Origin of the sequence: Hyphomicrobium denitrificans ATCC 51888, from assembly GCF_000143145.1 — a bacterium.
Taxonomy (GTDB): domain Bacteria; phylum Pseudomonadota; class Alphaproteobacteria; order Rhizobiales; family Hyphomicrobiaceae; genus Hyphomicrobium_B; species Hyphomicrobium_B denitrificans.
The window spans coordinates 968,248-984,968 of the sequence record NC_014313.1 but is presented as its reverse complement, the minus strand read 5'-3'; the positions used below and the strand labels follow the sequence as shown (position 1 = coordinate 984,968).

Here is a 16,721-nt window from a genome sequence, read left to right as displayed (position 1 = left end):
TCGAACTTCAACGATCGTCGTTCGGGCGTCGCACCGTCGGGTTGCGGAAGGGGTCATAGGTCCGCTTGATGCCTTTCGGATACATCGACGTGGTCGAGGATGTCAGAGGCACGGTTCGGCTTGCGGGTGCGCTGTAGCTGGGCGGATTCCGGATCATCGTCGGATTGGGCGGCGCGACCGGCCGGCGTTTCGCAGCCTCCGCGCAGACCGGAAACATGACGGCCACGGCCGTCGCAATCGCAAGAATCGCTTTTTCCACCCCTTGGCCCCTCAATGAATCACGGCTACCCCTGCCAACTCTAGCAGGCGATATATAGTGTTGAAGTCGGTTAGCGCCAACTCAGGCGATTCTTCAACACCATCTAAAACCAAGCATGAACGTCGCTGCCCCAAATGCCCCATGTGCTTGCCGGGAGCCCATCGATGCTGATCACGCGCCTCACCAAAGTGACTATGAGCTTTGCGCTCGGACTTTTCTGTTTGCTGGTCGCCTTCGACAACATTTTTGCTCCCGCGACCAACTACACGTTCGTGCAGCACGTGCTCAGCATGGATACGACTTTCCCCGAGAGCGGCGTTAGATATCGCGCGATCACAAATCCCATCGCGTGGCAGGCAGCCTTTGCCGCGATCATCGTGGCCGAAGGATTTGCCGGTCTTCTGTTCGTAGCAGGAGCAATAAGACTGTTCCGGGTCCGTAACGCACCTGCAGCCGACTTCAATCGCGAAAAGACCTACGCCATCGCCGGCGCGGCGCTCGCGTTTCTCATCTGGTTTTTCGGTTTCACCGTTGTCGGCGGCGAGTGGTTCGCAATGTGGGAGTCGAAAACCTGGAACGGTCAGGAGGCGGCGTTTCGCTTCTACATCACCGCCGTCGCCGTTCTCATTTTTCTGAATCAGCCAGACGGCGAAATCTCCGAATGACGCTTCCCACGCCATGAAACAATCGGAGAACGGGCGACCCTCGCTTATGGCTCTGATGTCACCGTGCCGGAGGTCGACGACGGCTCGCTGCCCGCATCCGGAGCGAGACTTGGCCTGACGCCGTCCGCAGCTTCCGTTTCGGTCACCGTTCCGTATTTTTCCGAGTGGCTGGGCTGATGACCGAAGTTATAGCCCATCACGAGCACGGCCAGGATAACAACAATCGTCGCTATCACAGGCAAAGGCCGCCATGTCTTTTCAGCGCCTGGAATCCGCGGATCGCCGTCGCGCATCGCCATTTGTCGCCTCCACGAACAACAATCATGGAAAACGGAATGAAGAGGGGTTCGGTTCCCTTTTCCTGGCGGCCAACTTGGTTCGCCGCCCGACTGCCTGTCAAGACGACGTGCGCTCAGCGCGAATTCGGCGTTACGTCGGGCTCTTTCTCGACGCGAAATATCGCTTCGTCGTGGCCGCTTTTGCTGCTGTAGAGCGCCAGAGCCATCAACGCGGTCCCGATCATCGTTGCGAGCAGAATACCGACGATCGTCCCGATCGTCGCGCTGGCGCTCACTCCGGAAAAGACCCCAAAACCCCACATGACGCCGCAAGCCGCGAAGACAAAGGCTAGGCATAACGACGAGAACAGCGCGATCGTCCGCATGATAAACCACCCTTTCAGCGCACAGCATGCACGCTCGGCTTAAACATGCATATTTAATACATCAATAGGCGGGCGGCGCAAGCGGGCACGGAAATGACGCGTCGAAGTGGCCGAACGGCCCTCGCGCCACGTCCTAAGCCACGGCTTCTGGAAGCTGGCTCGCCAGGATCGCACGCAGCGCCGCGAGGCCCGGGTCCTTGGCGCGGTTCATGATGCCGATGAGCTGAACCCAGTGATCGTCCGAAGCTGCATTCAGGAAGTTCCGGACGATCGTCGCCACAACGTCCGCGGCAGGCCGGCCTTCGGCTTCGGCCACCTTCGCGAGACGCGCCTCAAGCTCCGGATCGGCGAGCGCCGCCACGAGGTTCATGGCGACGACCGGATCGTCCAGAGAGTCGATCAGCTTGCCGAGCACGGGCACCTCACTGCACCAGCGGAGAATTGGCACCTTCAAGCGAAATACCGCGAATGTCCGCGCGTCCGACCAGCAGCGCGATGTATTGCGCCGTCGCCTGCCGGCGCACGTGATCGTCGAGATAGGCTTCGATGCGTTCGCGAACGGCTTCGAACGGCAACGTGTTGCCTTCGATACGGCGATTGAGGCGGATGACATGAACGCCGTAACGCGTTTCGACAGGCCCGGAGATTTCACCCGGAGCAAGCGACACGAGCGCGGCCTCGAATTCCTCCGTCGTATCGCCGGGCGCGATCTGGCCCAGACTGCCACCCAGCGTCGCCGATGGGCAAGCCGACCACGCACGCGCAAGCTCGGCAAACTGATCCGGCTCCGTCGCGAGCACGGCCGCGATGGACGTCGCCCTTTCGCGCGCGGCCGCATACGACGCGTCGTCGTCACGGCGCGCGCCGATCAGAATGTGATCGGCCTCATAAAGCGCCGCCGACGTGAAGCGGCGACGATTGTTTTCGTAGAAGCGGTGCGACGTCGCCTCGTCGGCAACAGGCACGCGAACTTCGCGCTCGATCAATCCGCGCACCAGCGCATCGTCGACCGTTTCCTCGCGACCATCGACGTCGGCTTTTGGCTCGGCGACGATATTCAATCGCCGCGCCTCCTGCAGCAGCAGTTCCCGGATAACGAGCGCCCGGGCTGCCGCGAGCCAGCCCTCACCCGGATTGCGCGACGGAAAGTTCTGCACCTCGGCGGCAATCGCCTTCGACGAAATGACGATACCGTCGACGCTCACCTGCGGCGTTACAAGCGGCGCCGCAGGCCCGGGCTTTCCGGATGCTTGCGCCGCCGGAGCTTTCGCAGCGCCATGATTGATGACGAGCGTTGTCATAGCCTACTCCCCTGGATGGCCAGCGACGCGCGCCGGCATCGACTGCAGCGGAGAGCGCTGCTTTTTCGCGAGACGCGTGCGGACGACCTGAAAACCGGGCCGGCCGAGATACCAGATGGGCGCACTCCAGACGTGCACCAATCGCGTGAAGGGGAACAGCAGGAAGATCGTCATGCCCAGAAACAGGTGCGCCTTGAACACCGGGTGCACGTCGGCGACGTAGTGCGCGGCCGATGGCTGAAACGTCAGGATTCCCTGCGCCCAATCCATGAACTTCACCATCTCGTGGCCGTCCATATGATCGAGCGAGACCACGATCGTCGACAGCCCGAGCGACAGCTGTACCCAGAGGATCAGCAAGATCGCGGTGTCGCTGAAGCTCGACGTCGCTCGAATGCGCGGATCGAACAAGCGGCGATGCGCGAGCAGCGTGATGCCGATGAAGCAGGCGATGCCTGCGATGCCGCCGGCCGTAATCGCGAGCCCCTGTTTGAACGTATGGCTGACGCCAAGGAAATCGAACACCCAGATCGGCGTCAGCAGACCAACGAAATGACCGGCGAAGATCATCAGGATGCCGACGTGAAAAAGGTTCGAGCCCCAGCGCAGCTGGCTTTTGCGCAACAGCTGCGATGAACCTGTCTTCCAAGTGTACTGCTCACGATCGAAGCGAACCAGACTGCCAAGCAGAAAGATCGTCAGGCAGAAATAGGGATACCATCCGAAAACTGCGGAGTTGATGAACTCGGACATTGGGCTCTCCTATGCCTCAGGTTTGCGGCTGACGGCGGACATCGCGCTGCCCGGCCCGCATCTGGATTTTCAATCGTTCGACCGAGCAACCGCCCATGGGCTCGCCGGGACCGAAAGTCACCGCCGTTTCTTCCCAGGCAGCGTCGAGCGCGGCGAGATCATCCGGCGCGGCGTCTGCCTCATTGATCGGCTTCTCATTCGGCGCAACGTGGCAGCCGGCAATCGCCAGGATCGCCGCGAATACCGACGCATAAGCCGAATTGCGGTGGACGAGCCGCTCCTCGAGCGCCGCGATGATATGCGCCGTGTCCGTCAGCAGCGCCTGAGCCTCTTCAAGCGGCTGCGTCGAGAGGTATTCGAGGAAGAGAGGCAGATAGTCCGGCAGCTCATGCGCGTCGACGAGCAACCCATGCTTTTCGTAGAGCGCCGCAAGGTCAACCATCGCCTGCCCACGGTCACGGCTTTCGCCGTGAACGTGCTCGAAGAGGTGAAGCGACAGTCGCCTGGTCTTGTCGAAGAGATCGACATAGTGCTCCTGCAGATCGTAGAGATCATCGCTTGCAAGTCTCGTCAGGAACGGCTCCATCTCGCTGCGAACACTGAGAGGGACGATATCCTCGGCTTCGATGAGATCGCGAATGCCACCGACTTCCGCCTGCAGTTCCTCGCTGGGATAAGTGAGCAGCGCGGAGAGCGCTTTGAATGTCTTCGTCATCACGCGACCTCCATCGGATTGCGGGCTTTCTTGGTCTGCTTGGTCGCGAACAGGTTCGCGTCCGAAGAGCCGCCCGAGCAGCCGTTGCCGAAGGAGAAACCGCACGATCCGCGAAGATCGAAGGTGTCCTCTCCCCATTCGCGATGCGACGTCGGAATGACAAAGCGATCCTCGTAGTTCGCGAGCGCCATCACCTTGTACATATCTTCGATCGCAGCGCCGCTGAGGCCGACTTCCGTCGCGATGCGTTCGTCGATCCGTCCATCGACGGTCTTCGCCCGCATGTAGCCGCGCATGGCGAGCATGCGCTCGAGTGCCAGCGCAACCGGCTCCTCGTTTCCGGCCGTGAGCAGATTGGCCAGATACCTGAGCGGAATGCGCAGCGACCTGACGTCCGGCATGTCGCCGTTGAGGCCCATCTTGCCGGCAGCCGCAGCCGACTGGATCGGCGACAGCGGCGGCACATACCAGACCATCGGCAGCGTGCGATATTCAGGATGCAGCGGGAACGCGACCTTCCACTCCATCGCCATCTTCCAGATCGGCGAATGCTTCGCGGCTTCGATCCAGGCATCCGGAACGCCGTCGGCACGCGCCTGCGCAATGACTTTCGGATCCTTGGGATCGAGGAACAGATCGAGCTGCGCCTGATAGAGATCCTTTTCATTCGGCGCGGACGCCGCAGACTCGATGCGATCCGCGTCGTAAAGCAGAACGCCGAGATAGCGGATGCGGCCGACGCAGGTTTCCGAGCACACCGTCGGCTGTCCGGACTCGATGCGCGGATAGCAGAAGATGCACTTCTCAGACTTACCCGAAGACCAGTTGTAATAGATCTTCTTGTACGGACAGCCCGACACGCACATGCGCCAGCCACGGCACTTGTCCTGATCGATCAGAACGATGCCGTCCTCTTCGCGCTTGTAGATCGCGCCCGACGGACAGACCGCGACGCACGCCGGATTGAGGCAGTGCTCGCAGAGCCGCGGAAGGTACATCATGAACGTGTTTTCGAACTGGCCGTAGATTTCTTTCTCGACCCCTTCGAAGTTCGCATCCTTCGAGCGCTTCGAGAATTCGCCGCCGAGAATTTCTTCCCAGTTCGGACCCCACTCGATCTTCTCCATGCGCTGACCGGACACGAGCGAACGGGGACGCGCCGTCGGAAACGCCTTCGACTCCTTTGCCGTATGCAGATGCTCGTAATCGAAGGTGAACGGCTCGTAATAATCGTCGATTTCCGGCAGATCGGGGTTAGCGAAGATGTTGGCAAGCACACGCCATTTGGCACCGAGCTTCGGCTCGATGTTGCCGTTCTTCTTCCGCGTCCAGCCGCCGTTCCACTTCTTCTGGTTTTCCCACTCGCGCGGATAGCCGACGCCGGGTTTCGTCTCGACGTTATTGAACCACGCGTATTCGACGCCTTCGCGGCTGGTCCACACGTTCTTGCAGGTGACGGAGCAGGTGTGGCACCCGATGCATTTATCGAGGTTCAGCACCATCGCGATTTGAGCACGGATTTTCATTCTGCGGCCTCCACCGGCGCGTTGTTATCCAGAGGGTCTTCGAGCCAATCGACTTCCGCCATCTTGCGAACGACGATGAATTCGTCGCGATTGGAGCCGACGGTTCCGTAGTAGTTGAAGCCATAGGCCTGATGAGCGTAGCCGCCGATCATATGCGTCGGCTTCAGCACGGTGCGCGTCACCGAGTTATGGATGCCGCCACGGTTGCCGGTGACTTCCGAGCCCGGCGTGTTCACGATCTTCTCCTGCGCGTGATACATCAGCATCATGCCTTCGTTCACACGCTGCGAGACGACAGCGCGTGCCGTGAGAGCACCGTTGGCATTGAAGACTTCGACCCAGTCGTTGTCGACAATGTCCGCCTTCTTCGCGTCGGTCTCGGAAATCCAAACGACCGGACCGCCACGGTTCAGCGTCAGCATCAGCAGGTTATCGGTGTACGTGGAGTGGATGCCCCACTTCTGATGCGGCGTGATGAAGTTGAGCACGATCTCCTTGTTGCCGTTCGGATGCCGTCCCTTCACGCCGGGAATCGTCTTGAGATCGACCGGCGGCTTCCAGGTGACGAGGCCTTCGCCGAAGACCCGCATCCAGAGGTGATCCTGATACAGCTGCTGCCGTCCCGTCAGCGTGCGCCACGGGATCAACTCGTGCACGTTCGTGTACCCGGCATTGTAGCAAACCTTCTCGCTCTCGATGCCGGACCACGTCGGCGACGAGATGATTTTGCGCGGCTGAGCCTGCACATCGCGGTAGCGGATCTTCTCGTCTTCCTTTGGCAAAGCCAGATGCTTGTGTTCGCGACCGGTCGCCTCGGAGAGTGCTTCCCATGCCTTGACCGCGACTTCGCCGTTCGTTTCCGGCGCAAGCATCAGGATGACTTCCGCCGCATCGATGTCCGTATCGATGATCGGCAGACCCTTTGCGTAGCCGTCGCGACGTGTGCCGCTCAGCGCGCCGAGAGCCTCAACCTCATGCTCGGTGTTCCAGGAAATACCCTTGCCGCCGTTGCCGATCTTCGTCATCAGCGGTCCAAGCGCCGTGAACTGATCGTAGATATGCGCGTAGTCGCGTGTCGCCACGGTGACCGAGCACATCGTCTTGCCCGGGATCGGCTCGACGTCGCCGCGCTTCCAGTCCTTCACATCGAAGGGCTGCGCGATTTCCGCCGGACTGTCGTGCTGGATCGGCGTCAGAACGACGTCTTCCTCCACGCCGAGAACTTCCGGTGCGATCTCCGAGAACGCTTTTGCAATCCCCTTGTAGATCTCCCAGTCCGAGCGCGCTTCCCATGCCGGATCGACCGCAGCCGAAAGCGGATGAATGAAGGGATGCATATCGGACGTGTTGAGATCGTTCTTCTCGTACCACGTCGCGGTCGGGAGAACGATGTCGGAGTAAACGCACGTCGTCGACATGCGGAAGTCGAGCGTAACGAGCAGGTCGAGCTTTCCTTTCGGCGCCTCCTCGTGCCAGGCGACTTCCGTATTACGGACGGCGCCCTCAGGTCCGAGGTCCTTGCCGACGACACCGTTCTGCGTGCCGAGAAGATGCTTCAGGAAATACTCGTGTCCCTTGCCGGACGAGCCGAGCAGGTTCGACCGCCAGACGAACATGTTGCGCGGCCAGTTGGCGGGATTGTCCGGATCGTGGCACGCGAGTTCAAGCTCGCCCGTCGACAAAGCTTTCGGGACATAGTCCTTCGGCGCGAGACCGGCGGCTTTTGCCTTCTTCGCAATATCGAGCGGATTTTGCTTGAGCTGCGGAGCAGACGGCAACCAGCCCATGCGTTCGGCACGCACGTTGTAGTCGATCAGGCTTTGGTTCCAGTTGCCCTCGGGCGCCGTCGGCGACACGATTTCCGACGCCGTCACCGTCTCGTAGCGCCACTGATCCGAATGCGCATAGAAGAACGACGTGCCGTTCATGTGACGCGGCGGCCGGTGCCAATCGAGACCGAACGCAAGCGGCGTCCATCCGGTTTGCGGACGAAGCTTTTCCTGTCCGACGTAGTGCGACCAGCCACCACCCGACTGGCCGATGGCGCCGCAGAACACCAGGAGATTGATGATCCCCCGGTAAGCCATGTCCATGTTGAACCAGTGATTGATGCCGGCGCCGATGATCACCATCGAGCGGCCGTTGGTCTTTTCCGCGTTCAAGGCGAATTCGCGCGCGACCGTCAGGATCGCGTCACGCTTGACGCCCGTGACGCGTTCCGCCCAAGCCGGCGTGAACGGGACGTCCGCATCATACGATGTCGCGACATGATCGCCGCCGAAGCCACGATCGAGACCGTAGTTGCCCATCATCAGATCGTAGACGGTCGCGACTTTGACTTCCGAACCGTCGCCGAGCTTGATCTTCCGAACCGGAATGTTGCGCGTCAAAACCTCGCCATGGTCCGTCGAGACGAAGTGCTCGGTCGCGCGTCCTCCGAAGTACGGGAAATCAACAGCAGCAATCTCGTTGTCGCCGCCTGCGAGCGTCAGCCTGAGGCGAACGTCGCGGCCTTGCCCGTCCTTCTCCTCGAGATTCCATTTGCCGTGCTCGCCCCAGCGGTAGCCGACGGAACCGAGCGGCGCGACGAGCCCTCCGGTCGCTTCATCGATCGCAACCGTCTTCCATTCCGGGTTGTTGCTTTCTCCGAGTCCGCCTTCGAGTTCCGAGGCGCGCAGCAGGCGCTCGGGCACCAGTTTGCCGTTCTGCTCCGTCAGCCGGACAAGGAAAGGCATATCGGTGTAACGGCGCGAGTAGTCGTCGAAGTACGGAACCTGACGATCGAGATAGAACTCGCGCAGGATGACGTGACCCATCGCGAGAGCCAGCGCTGCGTCCGTTCCCTGTTTCGGATTGAGCCAGATATCCGCAAACTTCGTCGCTTCCGCATAATCCGGCGTGACGACTGCGCTCTTGGTGCCCTTGTAACGGACTTCGGTGTAGAAGTGCGCGTCCGGCGTCCGCGTCTGCGGAACGTTCGAACCCCATAGAATGATGAAGCCCGCGTTGTACCAGTCGGCGCTTTCAGGAACGTCGGTCTGCTCGCCCCAGGTCTGCGGGCTCGACGGCGGCAGATCGCAATACCAGTCATAGAACGACAGGCAGACGCCGCCGATCAGCGACAGATAGCGCGCGCCCGACGCATACGACACCATCGACATCGCCGGGATCGGCGAGAAGCCGACGACGCGGTCAGGGCCATGCGCCTTGACGGTGTAGGCGTTGGCGGCGGCAATGAGTTCGTTCACCTCGTCCCAAGTGGCACGCACGAAGCCGCCATGACCGCGAATCGAGATGTAGGACTTGCGCTTCTCAGGGTTCTCGACGATCGACGCCCACGCCGCGACGGGCGAGAGCTTCGCCCGCGCCGCACGCCATTGCTTTAGCAAGCGGCCGCGGATCATCGGATATTTCACGCGCGCGCCGGAATAGAGATACCAGCTGTAGGACGCGCCGCGTGCACAGCCCCGTGGCTCGTGGTTCGGTAGATCCGGCCGCGTCCGCGGATAATCCGTTTGCTGCGTTTCCCAGGTGACGATGCCGCCCTTGACGTAGATCTTCCACGAGCACGAGCCGGTGCAGTTCACGCCATGAGTCGAGCGCGCGATCTTGTCGTGCTGCCAGCGCTTGCGATAGCCGTCCTCCCACGAACGGTCCTCGTTGGTCACGATGCCGTGGCCATCCGAGAAGCTGTCGACGGTCTTACGGAAGAAGGTCAATCGGTCGAGAAATTGTGACATTGAGTGTGTCCTTGACTACTTGGCTACGGACGTACGGATCGATGCGCGTCGAGCATGCTCGACGTCGTAGAGCAACCCGCCCCTGCGCGCGTACACGAACCAGGTGAGAGCGATGCAACTCACGTAGAAGATCAGGAAGGCCCAGAGCGCAGCCTCAGGTCCGCCTGTCATAGCGATCGAGGAGCCGTAGCTCTTCGGAATGAAGAAGGCGCCGAAGGCCGCGATCGCGGAAGTGAAACCGGTGATCGCCGCGGCTTCCCGTTCGCCTTGCTGACGACGCGTTTCGGGGTCGGCGTTCGGCATCAGGCGAACCATCTCTTTGCTCATGATCGCGGGGATCATCTGGAAGGTCGACGCGTTGCCGACGCCCGTTGCAAAGAAGAGCAGCAGGAACGAACCGAAGAAGCCCGCGAACGCACCCGGCTGATCCTTGACGCCGATGAACCAGAGAACGCCCGCGACACCGATGGTCATCAACGTGAAGGCAGCAATCGTGACGCGCGCGCCGCCGTATTTATCGGCGAGCCATCCCGTGCCGGAGCGCGATAGCGCGCCGACGAGCGGGCCAAGGAAGGCGAGTTGCAGCACGTTGACTTCAGGGAACAGGATTTTGGTCAGCAGCGGGAAGCCGGCCGAATAGCCGATGAAAGAACCGAAGCAACCCGTGTAGAGCCAGCACATGATCCAGTTGTGCTTGCGCTGGAAGATCACCGCCTGCTCGCTGAACGACGCCTTGGCCGAGGCGATGTCGTTCATGCCGAACCACGCCGCGAAGGCCGAGAGCGCAATGAACGGCACGAAGAAAAAGCCGGCGTTCTGCAGCCAGAGCGGTGCGGATTCGCCTGCCGCATCTTTCACCATCGCCGGATCGCCGCCGAGCCAGCCGAACATTCCAGCCGTGATCGCGAGCGGCACGACGAACTGCACCACGCTGACGCCGAGATTGCCGAGACCGGCGTTCAGGGCGAGCGCGTTGCCCTTCTCCGCCTTCGGGAAGAAGAACGAGATGTTCGCCATCGACGAGGCAAAGTTGCCGCCGCCGAAGCCGCAGAGAAGCGCGAGGATCAGCAGCACCACGTAGGGCGTGTCGGGATTCTGCACCGCATAGCCGATGCCGAGCGCCGGAATGATGAGCGACCAGGTAGCGAGCGTCGTCCAGAGCCGGCCGCCGAAGATCGGCACCATGAACGAATAGAAGATGCGTAGCGTAGCGCCGGAGAGACCCGGAAGCGCCGCAAGCCAGAAGAGCTGATCGGTCGTGAACGTAAACCCGACCAGCGGCAGCTTGGCGACGACCACGGACCACACCTGCCAGATCGCGAACGACAGCAAGAGTGACGGGATCGAGATCCAGAGATTGCGCCGCGCGATGCGACGGCCCTTCTCGGCCCAGAACCCGGAATCCTCCGGCCGCCAGTCGGTAAGCACGGCCTCGCTCGAACGCGCGGCGCGCTTCGGCTTCGGCATGCCCTGCATTTCGGGGAACGGCGGCAGGTCGCCGAGTTCCTTGCTGGCAGCCGAGCGTTCCATCTGACGGACGGACACGGTCATCCAGATCAGAGAACCGCTGACGATGAGGAAGAGCGCCATGAAGCAGCTCGTCCATAGCCCCGTGAGATCGAGCAGAAGCCCGAAGAAAATCGGCAGCACGAATCCGCCGAGCCCGCCGATCATGCCGACGAGACCGCCGACCGCGCCGACGTTGTTGGGGTAATAAACGGGGATGTGCTTGTAGACGGCGGCCTTACCCAGCGCCATGAAGAAACCGAGAATAAAGACTGCCACCGTGAACGTGACGAGACCCATCTCGATGTGGAAGGTCACAGGGCCGTGCGTACTGTGCACGGTGTAGTCGGTCGGCGGATAGGACAGCAGAAACGTTGCCGCCACGCTGACGAGGAATGTCCAGTTGAGAATGCGGCGCGCGCCGTAAACATCCGAAAGATGCCCGCCGTAAGCGCGGAAGATGCTCGCCGGCACCGAGAAGAACGCCGCGATCGTGCCGGCCGTTCTGATGTCGAGGCCGTAGACGTTGATGAGATACTTCGGCAGCCAAAGCGCCAGCGCAACGAAGGCTCCGAACACGAAGAAGTAGTAAAGCGAGAACCGCCAGACCTGCACGTTCTTCAGCGGCTCGAGTTCGAGCCACGCGCTCTTCGCCTTCACGCCCGAGCGGCGGCGCTCGACGGTCACGGGATCGTCTTCCGTCGTGAACCAGAAAATGATCGCCATGATGACGAGCGCGGCGGCCCACACCTCGGCGACGGTCTGCCAACCATAGGCTACGAGCACGAAGGGAGCGAGAAACTTGGTGACAGCGGCACCGACATTGCCCGCGCCGAAGACGCCCAGCGCCATGCCTTGCCGTTCCGCAGGGAAAAAGCGCGAGACGTAAGGGACGCCGACAGCGAACGCGCCGCCCGCGATGCCGACGCCGAGCCCGGCGAGAAGCATCTGCGGATAGGTATGCGCGTAGGCGAGCAGGTACGTGGCGAGCGCCGCCGCGAGCATTGTTGCCGTAAAGACAACGCGGCCGCCGTAGCGGTCAGCCCAGATGCCGAGTGCGATACGCGTCAACGAACCGGTGAGGATCGGCGTGCCGACCATGAGACCGAACTCGGTCTCGCTCAATCCCAGCTCCTGTCCAATCCGGATGCCAATGATTGCGAAAATGGTCCAGACTGCGAAGCAAACGGTAAAAGCGATCGTGCTGACGCTTAGGATCTGTATAGATTTTGGCTGCGCTGCGGGCTGCATTCGGTGCCTCTATCTCGAGACTGGTTGAACCATATGCAGCAGTGTTCATATTTCGGGATTGACGCTCTGACTGAAATCAATGGCATTCGCGTCAATTGTCACATCTATCGCATTCCGATTTATATCGGAGCGTCCGCCGAAATTGGCCAAGACAAAGGAATAACAGGCAAAATTCCGGCAGAACCGGGGGATCATTTTAGGTAAAGGCGAGACGTTTTGTTGCAGAACGCAAGGATCTCACGTCGCTGCATCGCAAAGAGACGGCTCGATCCCTCATGCGTTCGATGGTAGTCTGCTCAACGCAGTCGCGACGCTATCCCTGTCGCGGCGAGCGCACGGCAGGAGCGATGCCCGAGATCCTCTCTTCACTGACGAAATTCCCGCCACTTGACTTTGATCAAGTCGTAAGATTTTGGAATCTGCTGCTGGTTTTGCGTCGGTTTCAGACCATGCCGGGCCGTTTCCTGGCGACCGAGGCGTGGTCAAAGCTCCGAAATCGCTCGCTCCAAAGCACGCACGCTCCAAACAAAGCAGCCTGGGAGACCCCATCGATGGCACAATTTTCTTTCAGGCGAATCATTCCATCAGCCTTCGCTGTCCTGGCTGCGGCAAGCATGTCGGCAGGCGCCAGCGCGGCCGACCTCGGCGGCAACTGCTGCGCTGATCTTGAGGAGCGGATTGCCGAGCTGGAGGCGACCACCGCACGCAAAGACAATCGCAAAGTCTCGCTCACCGTTTCCGGATACGTCGCCCAGGAGGTGACGTGGTGGGACGACGGCGGCGAAAGCAACGTCTATCTGCATGGTCTCGGACCGACGCAGGCGTCACACGTAAAGTTCACCGGCGAGGCAAAGATCTCTCCCGGCTGGACGGCAGGTTATGCCATCCGCATCCAGAACCTCAGCGACAATCCATTCGGGCGGAATGCCTCGACCGGCGTGGCGATGAACCAGTTCAATTCTGAGTACAATCAGGGCCTCAATGTCCAGATGTCGTACTGGTACCTGCAGAGCAAGGATCTCGGCAAGGTCAGCATCGGACGGCAGGCGAACGCCGCCAAGAGCGCCGCGATGTTCACTGATCAATCCGGCACGCAGATCTTCGACAACTACACTTTTCTTTCCGGCTTTCCGCAATTCATCATCCGCAGCGGCGGCAACCTGACACCGGCGAACTTGACCTGGGGGCAACTCGGGTTTTGCTATTCGCAAGGCACGCCGCTCGGCGGCGATTGCGACGGCTTGGTGATGAATGCCGTGCGCTATGATAGCCCGGTGTTCGCAGGCTTTTCTGCGTCCGCAAGCTGGGCTGAGGACGACGACTGGGAAATCGCCGCGCGGTATTCGGGCCAGCTGAACGGTTTCAAAGTTTCGCTCGGCGTCGGCTATTCGGTAAACACATCCGAAAACATCGCCGTCCCATTGCCCGCCGGCAGCAAAAAAGATTCAAACTTTTTCCAAGCCGGCGGCTACGTCGAGCACATGGCGACTGGCCTCTTCGTGCATGGCGCCTACGGCCGTGAGGACAACAGCAACACGCTGTTGCCTGGCAGCGTAACCCCGCCGGACAGCAATCATTGGTACGTTAAATCCGGCATCCGGAAGAAGTGGACGCCTCTCGGCGCAACCATCGTGTATGGTGATTTCGCCGAATACAACGACCAGCTCGGACCGGGAGCTCTTGCTCTCGGCGCAACCTCCAGCACGCTGCATCGCTATGGCGGAGGCATCGCGCAGGAAATCGATGCGGCCGCGATGACGGTCTATCTCAAGTATCAGCGCTACGATGCGGACGTCGAAGGGCTGTCCCCGACTGTCGGCAAACTCGACAGCGCGGATTTCGTCAGCACCGGCGCGCTGATCAACTTCTGAGACGGCCCAACCAATTCAAGGTCGCGGCACTGCCGCGACCGGATTTGGGCTTTGGCGTTTCGCAAGCTTCGTCGCCAACCGACGGTGTCTCGGCAAGATTTATGCGCGGAGCCCTTCCGCGAACTCGATTCCCCGGGGCAGCGCCTTCGCGAGACCGGCCCCTAAATAGGCAGACACAACAGTTGTAGAAGCTCATTTCCAGCTTCACAGGCTATTGGCTACGCTCGAGCGTCCACCGATGAACAGAGTCTGGATTTGCAAATTGATCCGCTCAATCAAGCGGGGATGCGACCAGATTTTCTTCGATCGTGGTTTTTTCCGGAGCGCTGAAGAGCAGATCGGCCCCGACCACGCATTAATGCTTCTGGCGAGGACGGCGCGACTATTACCCGGGTGGCGATAGATCAACACCGCTGCAAACTCATATGGCTTCCGGGATGCGCAGCCGCAGATTGAGCGCCCTTCGCGCTCCAGAGATCACGGGAACCATCCTGATTGAGAAAGCGTTCGCAGATTAGTCCCGGAAAAATTACAAAATGAACCTGCAGAAGATCTACACATCATTGCTAACTGCGGATCTTGCGGGGGCCGAAGCTTGGTACACGAAACTGCTCGGTCGTGGCCCGGATAACCGTCCGATGGACACGCTGGTGCAGTGGGAGCTTTTCGACCAGGGTGGGTTGATGCTTTCTAATAGCGATGAGATCGCGGGTCGGGGCGTCATGTTCCTTTACGTCGACGATCTCTCGGCTGAGCGCCATAGACTGAAGGCACTGAAGATTGTGCTTGGGGACGACATTAAGGGCGACTACTCGACCCTTGCCCAGGTGCGTGATCCTGACGGGAATTTAATCACGCTAGCAACACCGCCCTCGCGGGTCTTCCCGGCGGCATAGTCGCTTGCTCATCGTCATCTTAAGTAAGCGGTATCTCCGCCTATATGCCGCGCAATCCCATAAACATCTCAGGTCTGGCAACTACGATCTCGACGCTCCGCAATTTGAGCACGCGGCCAGCGGCTTCGTCCCAAAAGCGGAAGTCGCCGCTACGTGATCGGCGGGCAAAAAGGTGTCGCCAACAATAGCCGCTAGATCATGAGAAGCGGTCGAAGGCGCTGGAACAATCAGTCGTGGTGATGACCCGAACCGGAAGAGCGGAGGGATGCCTAAAAGAATGATCGCATTTAGCTATGAAAAAAATAAAGCGACCCGGGCTCGGGTTGAGCCTGGGTCGAAGTTTAGGTCTGTAACGTGGCAACTATAAGCGAATCGCGTTGTCTTTGAACGATCGGCGAACCCGTCCGTAGTTGTACGGTATGGAAACATCCAGACCTCTAGAGTGAATGCCTTGTCGTGATGATCCAGTTGCTGTCGTAGGTCGCCGTGAGAAGCGGCGATATGGTTTTCGGCGAGAAGCCGAAAGTCTTCGATTTTCCCATGGCCGCCTCCCAATATTTATTGCCGTATCGCTATATCGCGAGAGATCGGTCCCCGTCGTATCGGTAGCGCGCCCTCGGAAAAGGCTACTCCGTATTCATACGGACCTTTGAAAATCCAACAGCTCCGTGCAGGACCATTAGGGAGCGGAAGATTTCGGGACCTTTACGAAACCGGTCCGGCGTCTGACATCACTCGCGATATTATCGGAGACGATGCGAAATGCATTTGTTGCGCACATCGGCGAGCGTTTTCGCGATACTTGCCGGAGTCAGTTTATCTCCGGCTACCGCAGTTACCCAACGTGCCGACCCGTGTGCCGATGCGCCGACACCAGCACAGCATGTCTTTGCGTGCACAGTGGTGATCGAGAGCGGCGCTTCAGATTCCACGAAGGTCAAGATTGCCTATATCAATCGCGGTCTCGCCTATTTCGCGACGAATGATCTTGGAAAGGCTATCTCCGACTTCAATACGGCGATCGCGCTTGCACCTCAAGACGCCGATGCCTACGAAGCCCGCGCGATCGCATTTGCTTCGGAGCGAGATTACGAGCGCGCGATAGCGGACTACCGCAAAGCGATCAACATCGACCCGCTCGCCACCCGCGCTTACAATAACCTAGCGAATATCTACGAGGCCGAGGGTGATTTCGATGGGGCAATTACCAACTATAATCGCGCGCTTGAGATTTCGCCCAATGAGCCGCGGCTGTATTTCAATCGGGGAAATGCTTTCAAGGCGCTCGGCCGCCGCAAGGACGCGATCAGTGACTATAATCGGACGATCGCTCTCGACGGAAAGTTTCTGAGCGCTTACATCGCTCGCGGAAATGCGCGTGCGGCTGCCGGCGATGTGCAGAGCGCCGAAGCCGATTTTGATCATGTTCTCGAAGTCGATCCAATGAACAACGCCGCAATCGCCGACAAACTCACTCTTGAGAGAGCACGAGGCGCTCTACTTCAATCGCCGAGCTCATCAATCGTAACGACCTCGAAGTAATTTGTTGCCCATTGCGGGAAACAGCGCAGACG

At 60.1% G+C, this 16,721-nt stretch carries 14 protein-coding genes; 4 read left to right on the top strand and 10 right to left on the bottom strand.

Going from position 1 to position 16,721, the window contains the following annotated elements; translation table 11 throughout:
* Positions 1-7: 7 nt before the first annotated feature.
* Entirely contained in the window at positions 8-259 is a 252-nt protein-coding gene (locus tag HDEN_RS04605) for a hypothetical protein (RefSeq protein ID WP_013214964.1), read from the bottom strand.
* Between the two features lie 164 nt (positions 260-423).
* On the opposite strand from HDEN_RS04605, the gene HDEN_RS04600 reads away from it, so the two are divergent.
* Positions 424-924: a DUF2165 family protein gene (locus tag HDEN_RS04600; protein WP_013214963.1), complete on the top strand. Its 501-nt coding sequence runs from the start codon at positions 424-426 to the stop codon at positions 922-924.
* Between the two features lie 44 nt (positions 925-968).
* Here the strand turns inward: HDEN_RS04600 and HDEN_RS04595 are convergent, their stop codons facing one another.
* The 9 genes from HDEN_RS04595 to HDEN_RS04555 form a co-directional block, all read right to left on the bottom strand.
* Positions 969-1,223: a hypothetical protein gene (locus HDEN_RS04595; protein ID WP_013214962.1), complete on the bottom strand. Its 255-nt coding sequence runs from the start codon at positions 1,221-1,223 to the stop codon at positions 969-971.
* Between the two features lie 113 nt (positions 1,224-1,336).
* Complete coding sequence (locus HDEN_RS04590; protein ID WP_013214961.1) at positions 1,337-1,588, bottom strand: hypothetical protein; 252 nt, start codon at positions 1,586-1,588, stop codon at positions 1,337-1,339.
* Positions 1,589-1,721: 133 nt separating this feature from the next.
* Positions 1,722-2,003 (bottom strand): hypothetical protein, encoded by a 282-nt coding sequence (locus HDEN_RS04585; protein WP_013214960.1) that lies wholly within the window; start codon positions 2,001-2,003, stop codon positions 1,722-1,724.
* 7 nt (positions 2,004-2,010) lie between these two features.
* Entirely contained in the window at positions 2,011-2,889 is an 879-nt protein-coding gene (locus HDEN_RS04580; protein ID WP_013214959.1) for a peptidylprolyl isomerase, read from the bottom strand.
* Positions 2,890-2,892: 3 nt separating this feature from the next.
* Positions 2,893-3,642 (bottom strand): respiratory nitrate reductase subunit gamma, encoded by a 750-nt coding sequence (gene narI / locus HDEN_RS04575; protein WP_013214958.1) that lies wholly within the window; start codon positions 3,640-3,642, stop codon positions 2,893-2,895.
* A gap of 16 nt (positions 3,643-3,658) precedes the next feature.
* The gene (gene narJ / locus HDEN_RS04570; protein ID WP_013214957.1) at positions 3,659-4,357 is read right to left on the bottom strand and encodes a nitrate reductase molybdenum cofactor assembly chaperone; all 699 of its coding nucleotides are present in this window, start codon (positions 4,355-4,357) and stop codon (positions 3,659-3,661) included.
* Positions 4,357-5,883 (bottom strand): nitrate reductase subunit beta, encoded by a 1,527-nt coding sequence (gene narH / locus HDEN_RS04565; RefSeq protein WP_013214956.1) that lies wholly within the window; start codon positions 5,881-5,883, stop codon positions 4,357-4,359. The genes narJ and narH overlap by 1 nt, the downstream gene beginning before the upstream one ends.
* Complete coding sequence (locus HDEN_RS04560; RefSeq protein WP_013214955.1) at positions 5,880-9,623, bottom strand: nitrate reductase subunit alpha; 3,744 nt, start codon at positions 9,621-9,623, stop codon at positions 5,880-5,882. The genes narH and HDEN_RS04560 overlap by 4 nt, the downstream gene beginning before the upstream one ends.
* A gap of 15 nt (positions 9,624-9,638) precedes the next feature.
* Positions 9,639-12,380 (bottom strand): nitrate/nitrite transporter, encoded by a 2,742-nt coding sequence (locus tag HDEN_RS04555; protein WP_013214954.1) that lies wholly within the window; start codon positions 12,378-12,380, stop codon positions 9,639-9,641.
* A gap of 551 nt (positions 12,381-12,931) precedes the next feature.
* Here HDEN_RS04555 and HDEN_RS04550 point away from each other — a divergent pair.
* From HDEN_RS04550 to HDEN_RS04540, 3 genes are all read left to right on the top strand, one after another.
* Positions 12,932-14,251 carry a porin gene (locus tag HDEN_RS04550; protein WP_013214953.1) on the top strand — a complete coding sequence of 440 codons (1,320 nt, stop codon included), beginning with the start codon at positions 12,932-12,934 and terminating at the stop codon, positions 14,249-14,251.
* Between the two features lie 536 nt (positions 14,252-14,787).
* Positions 14,788-15,147, top strand: coding sequence for a VOC family protein (locus HDEN_RS04545; protein ID WP_013214952.1), 360 nt, complete (start codon positions 14,788-14,790; stop codon positions 15,145-15,147).
* Between the two features lie 900 nt (positions 15,148-16,047).
* Positions 16,048-16,689: a tetratricopeptide repeat protein gene (locus tag HDEN_RS04540; RefSeq protein WP_245256729.1), complete on the top strand. Its 642-nt coding sequence runs from the start codon at positions 16,048-16,050 to the stop codon at positions 16,687-16,689.
* The last annotated feature ends 32 nt before the right edge of the window (positions 16,690-16,721 follow it).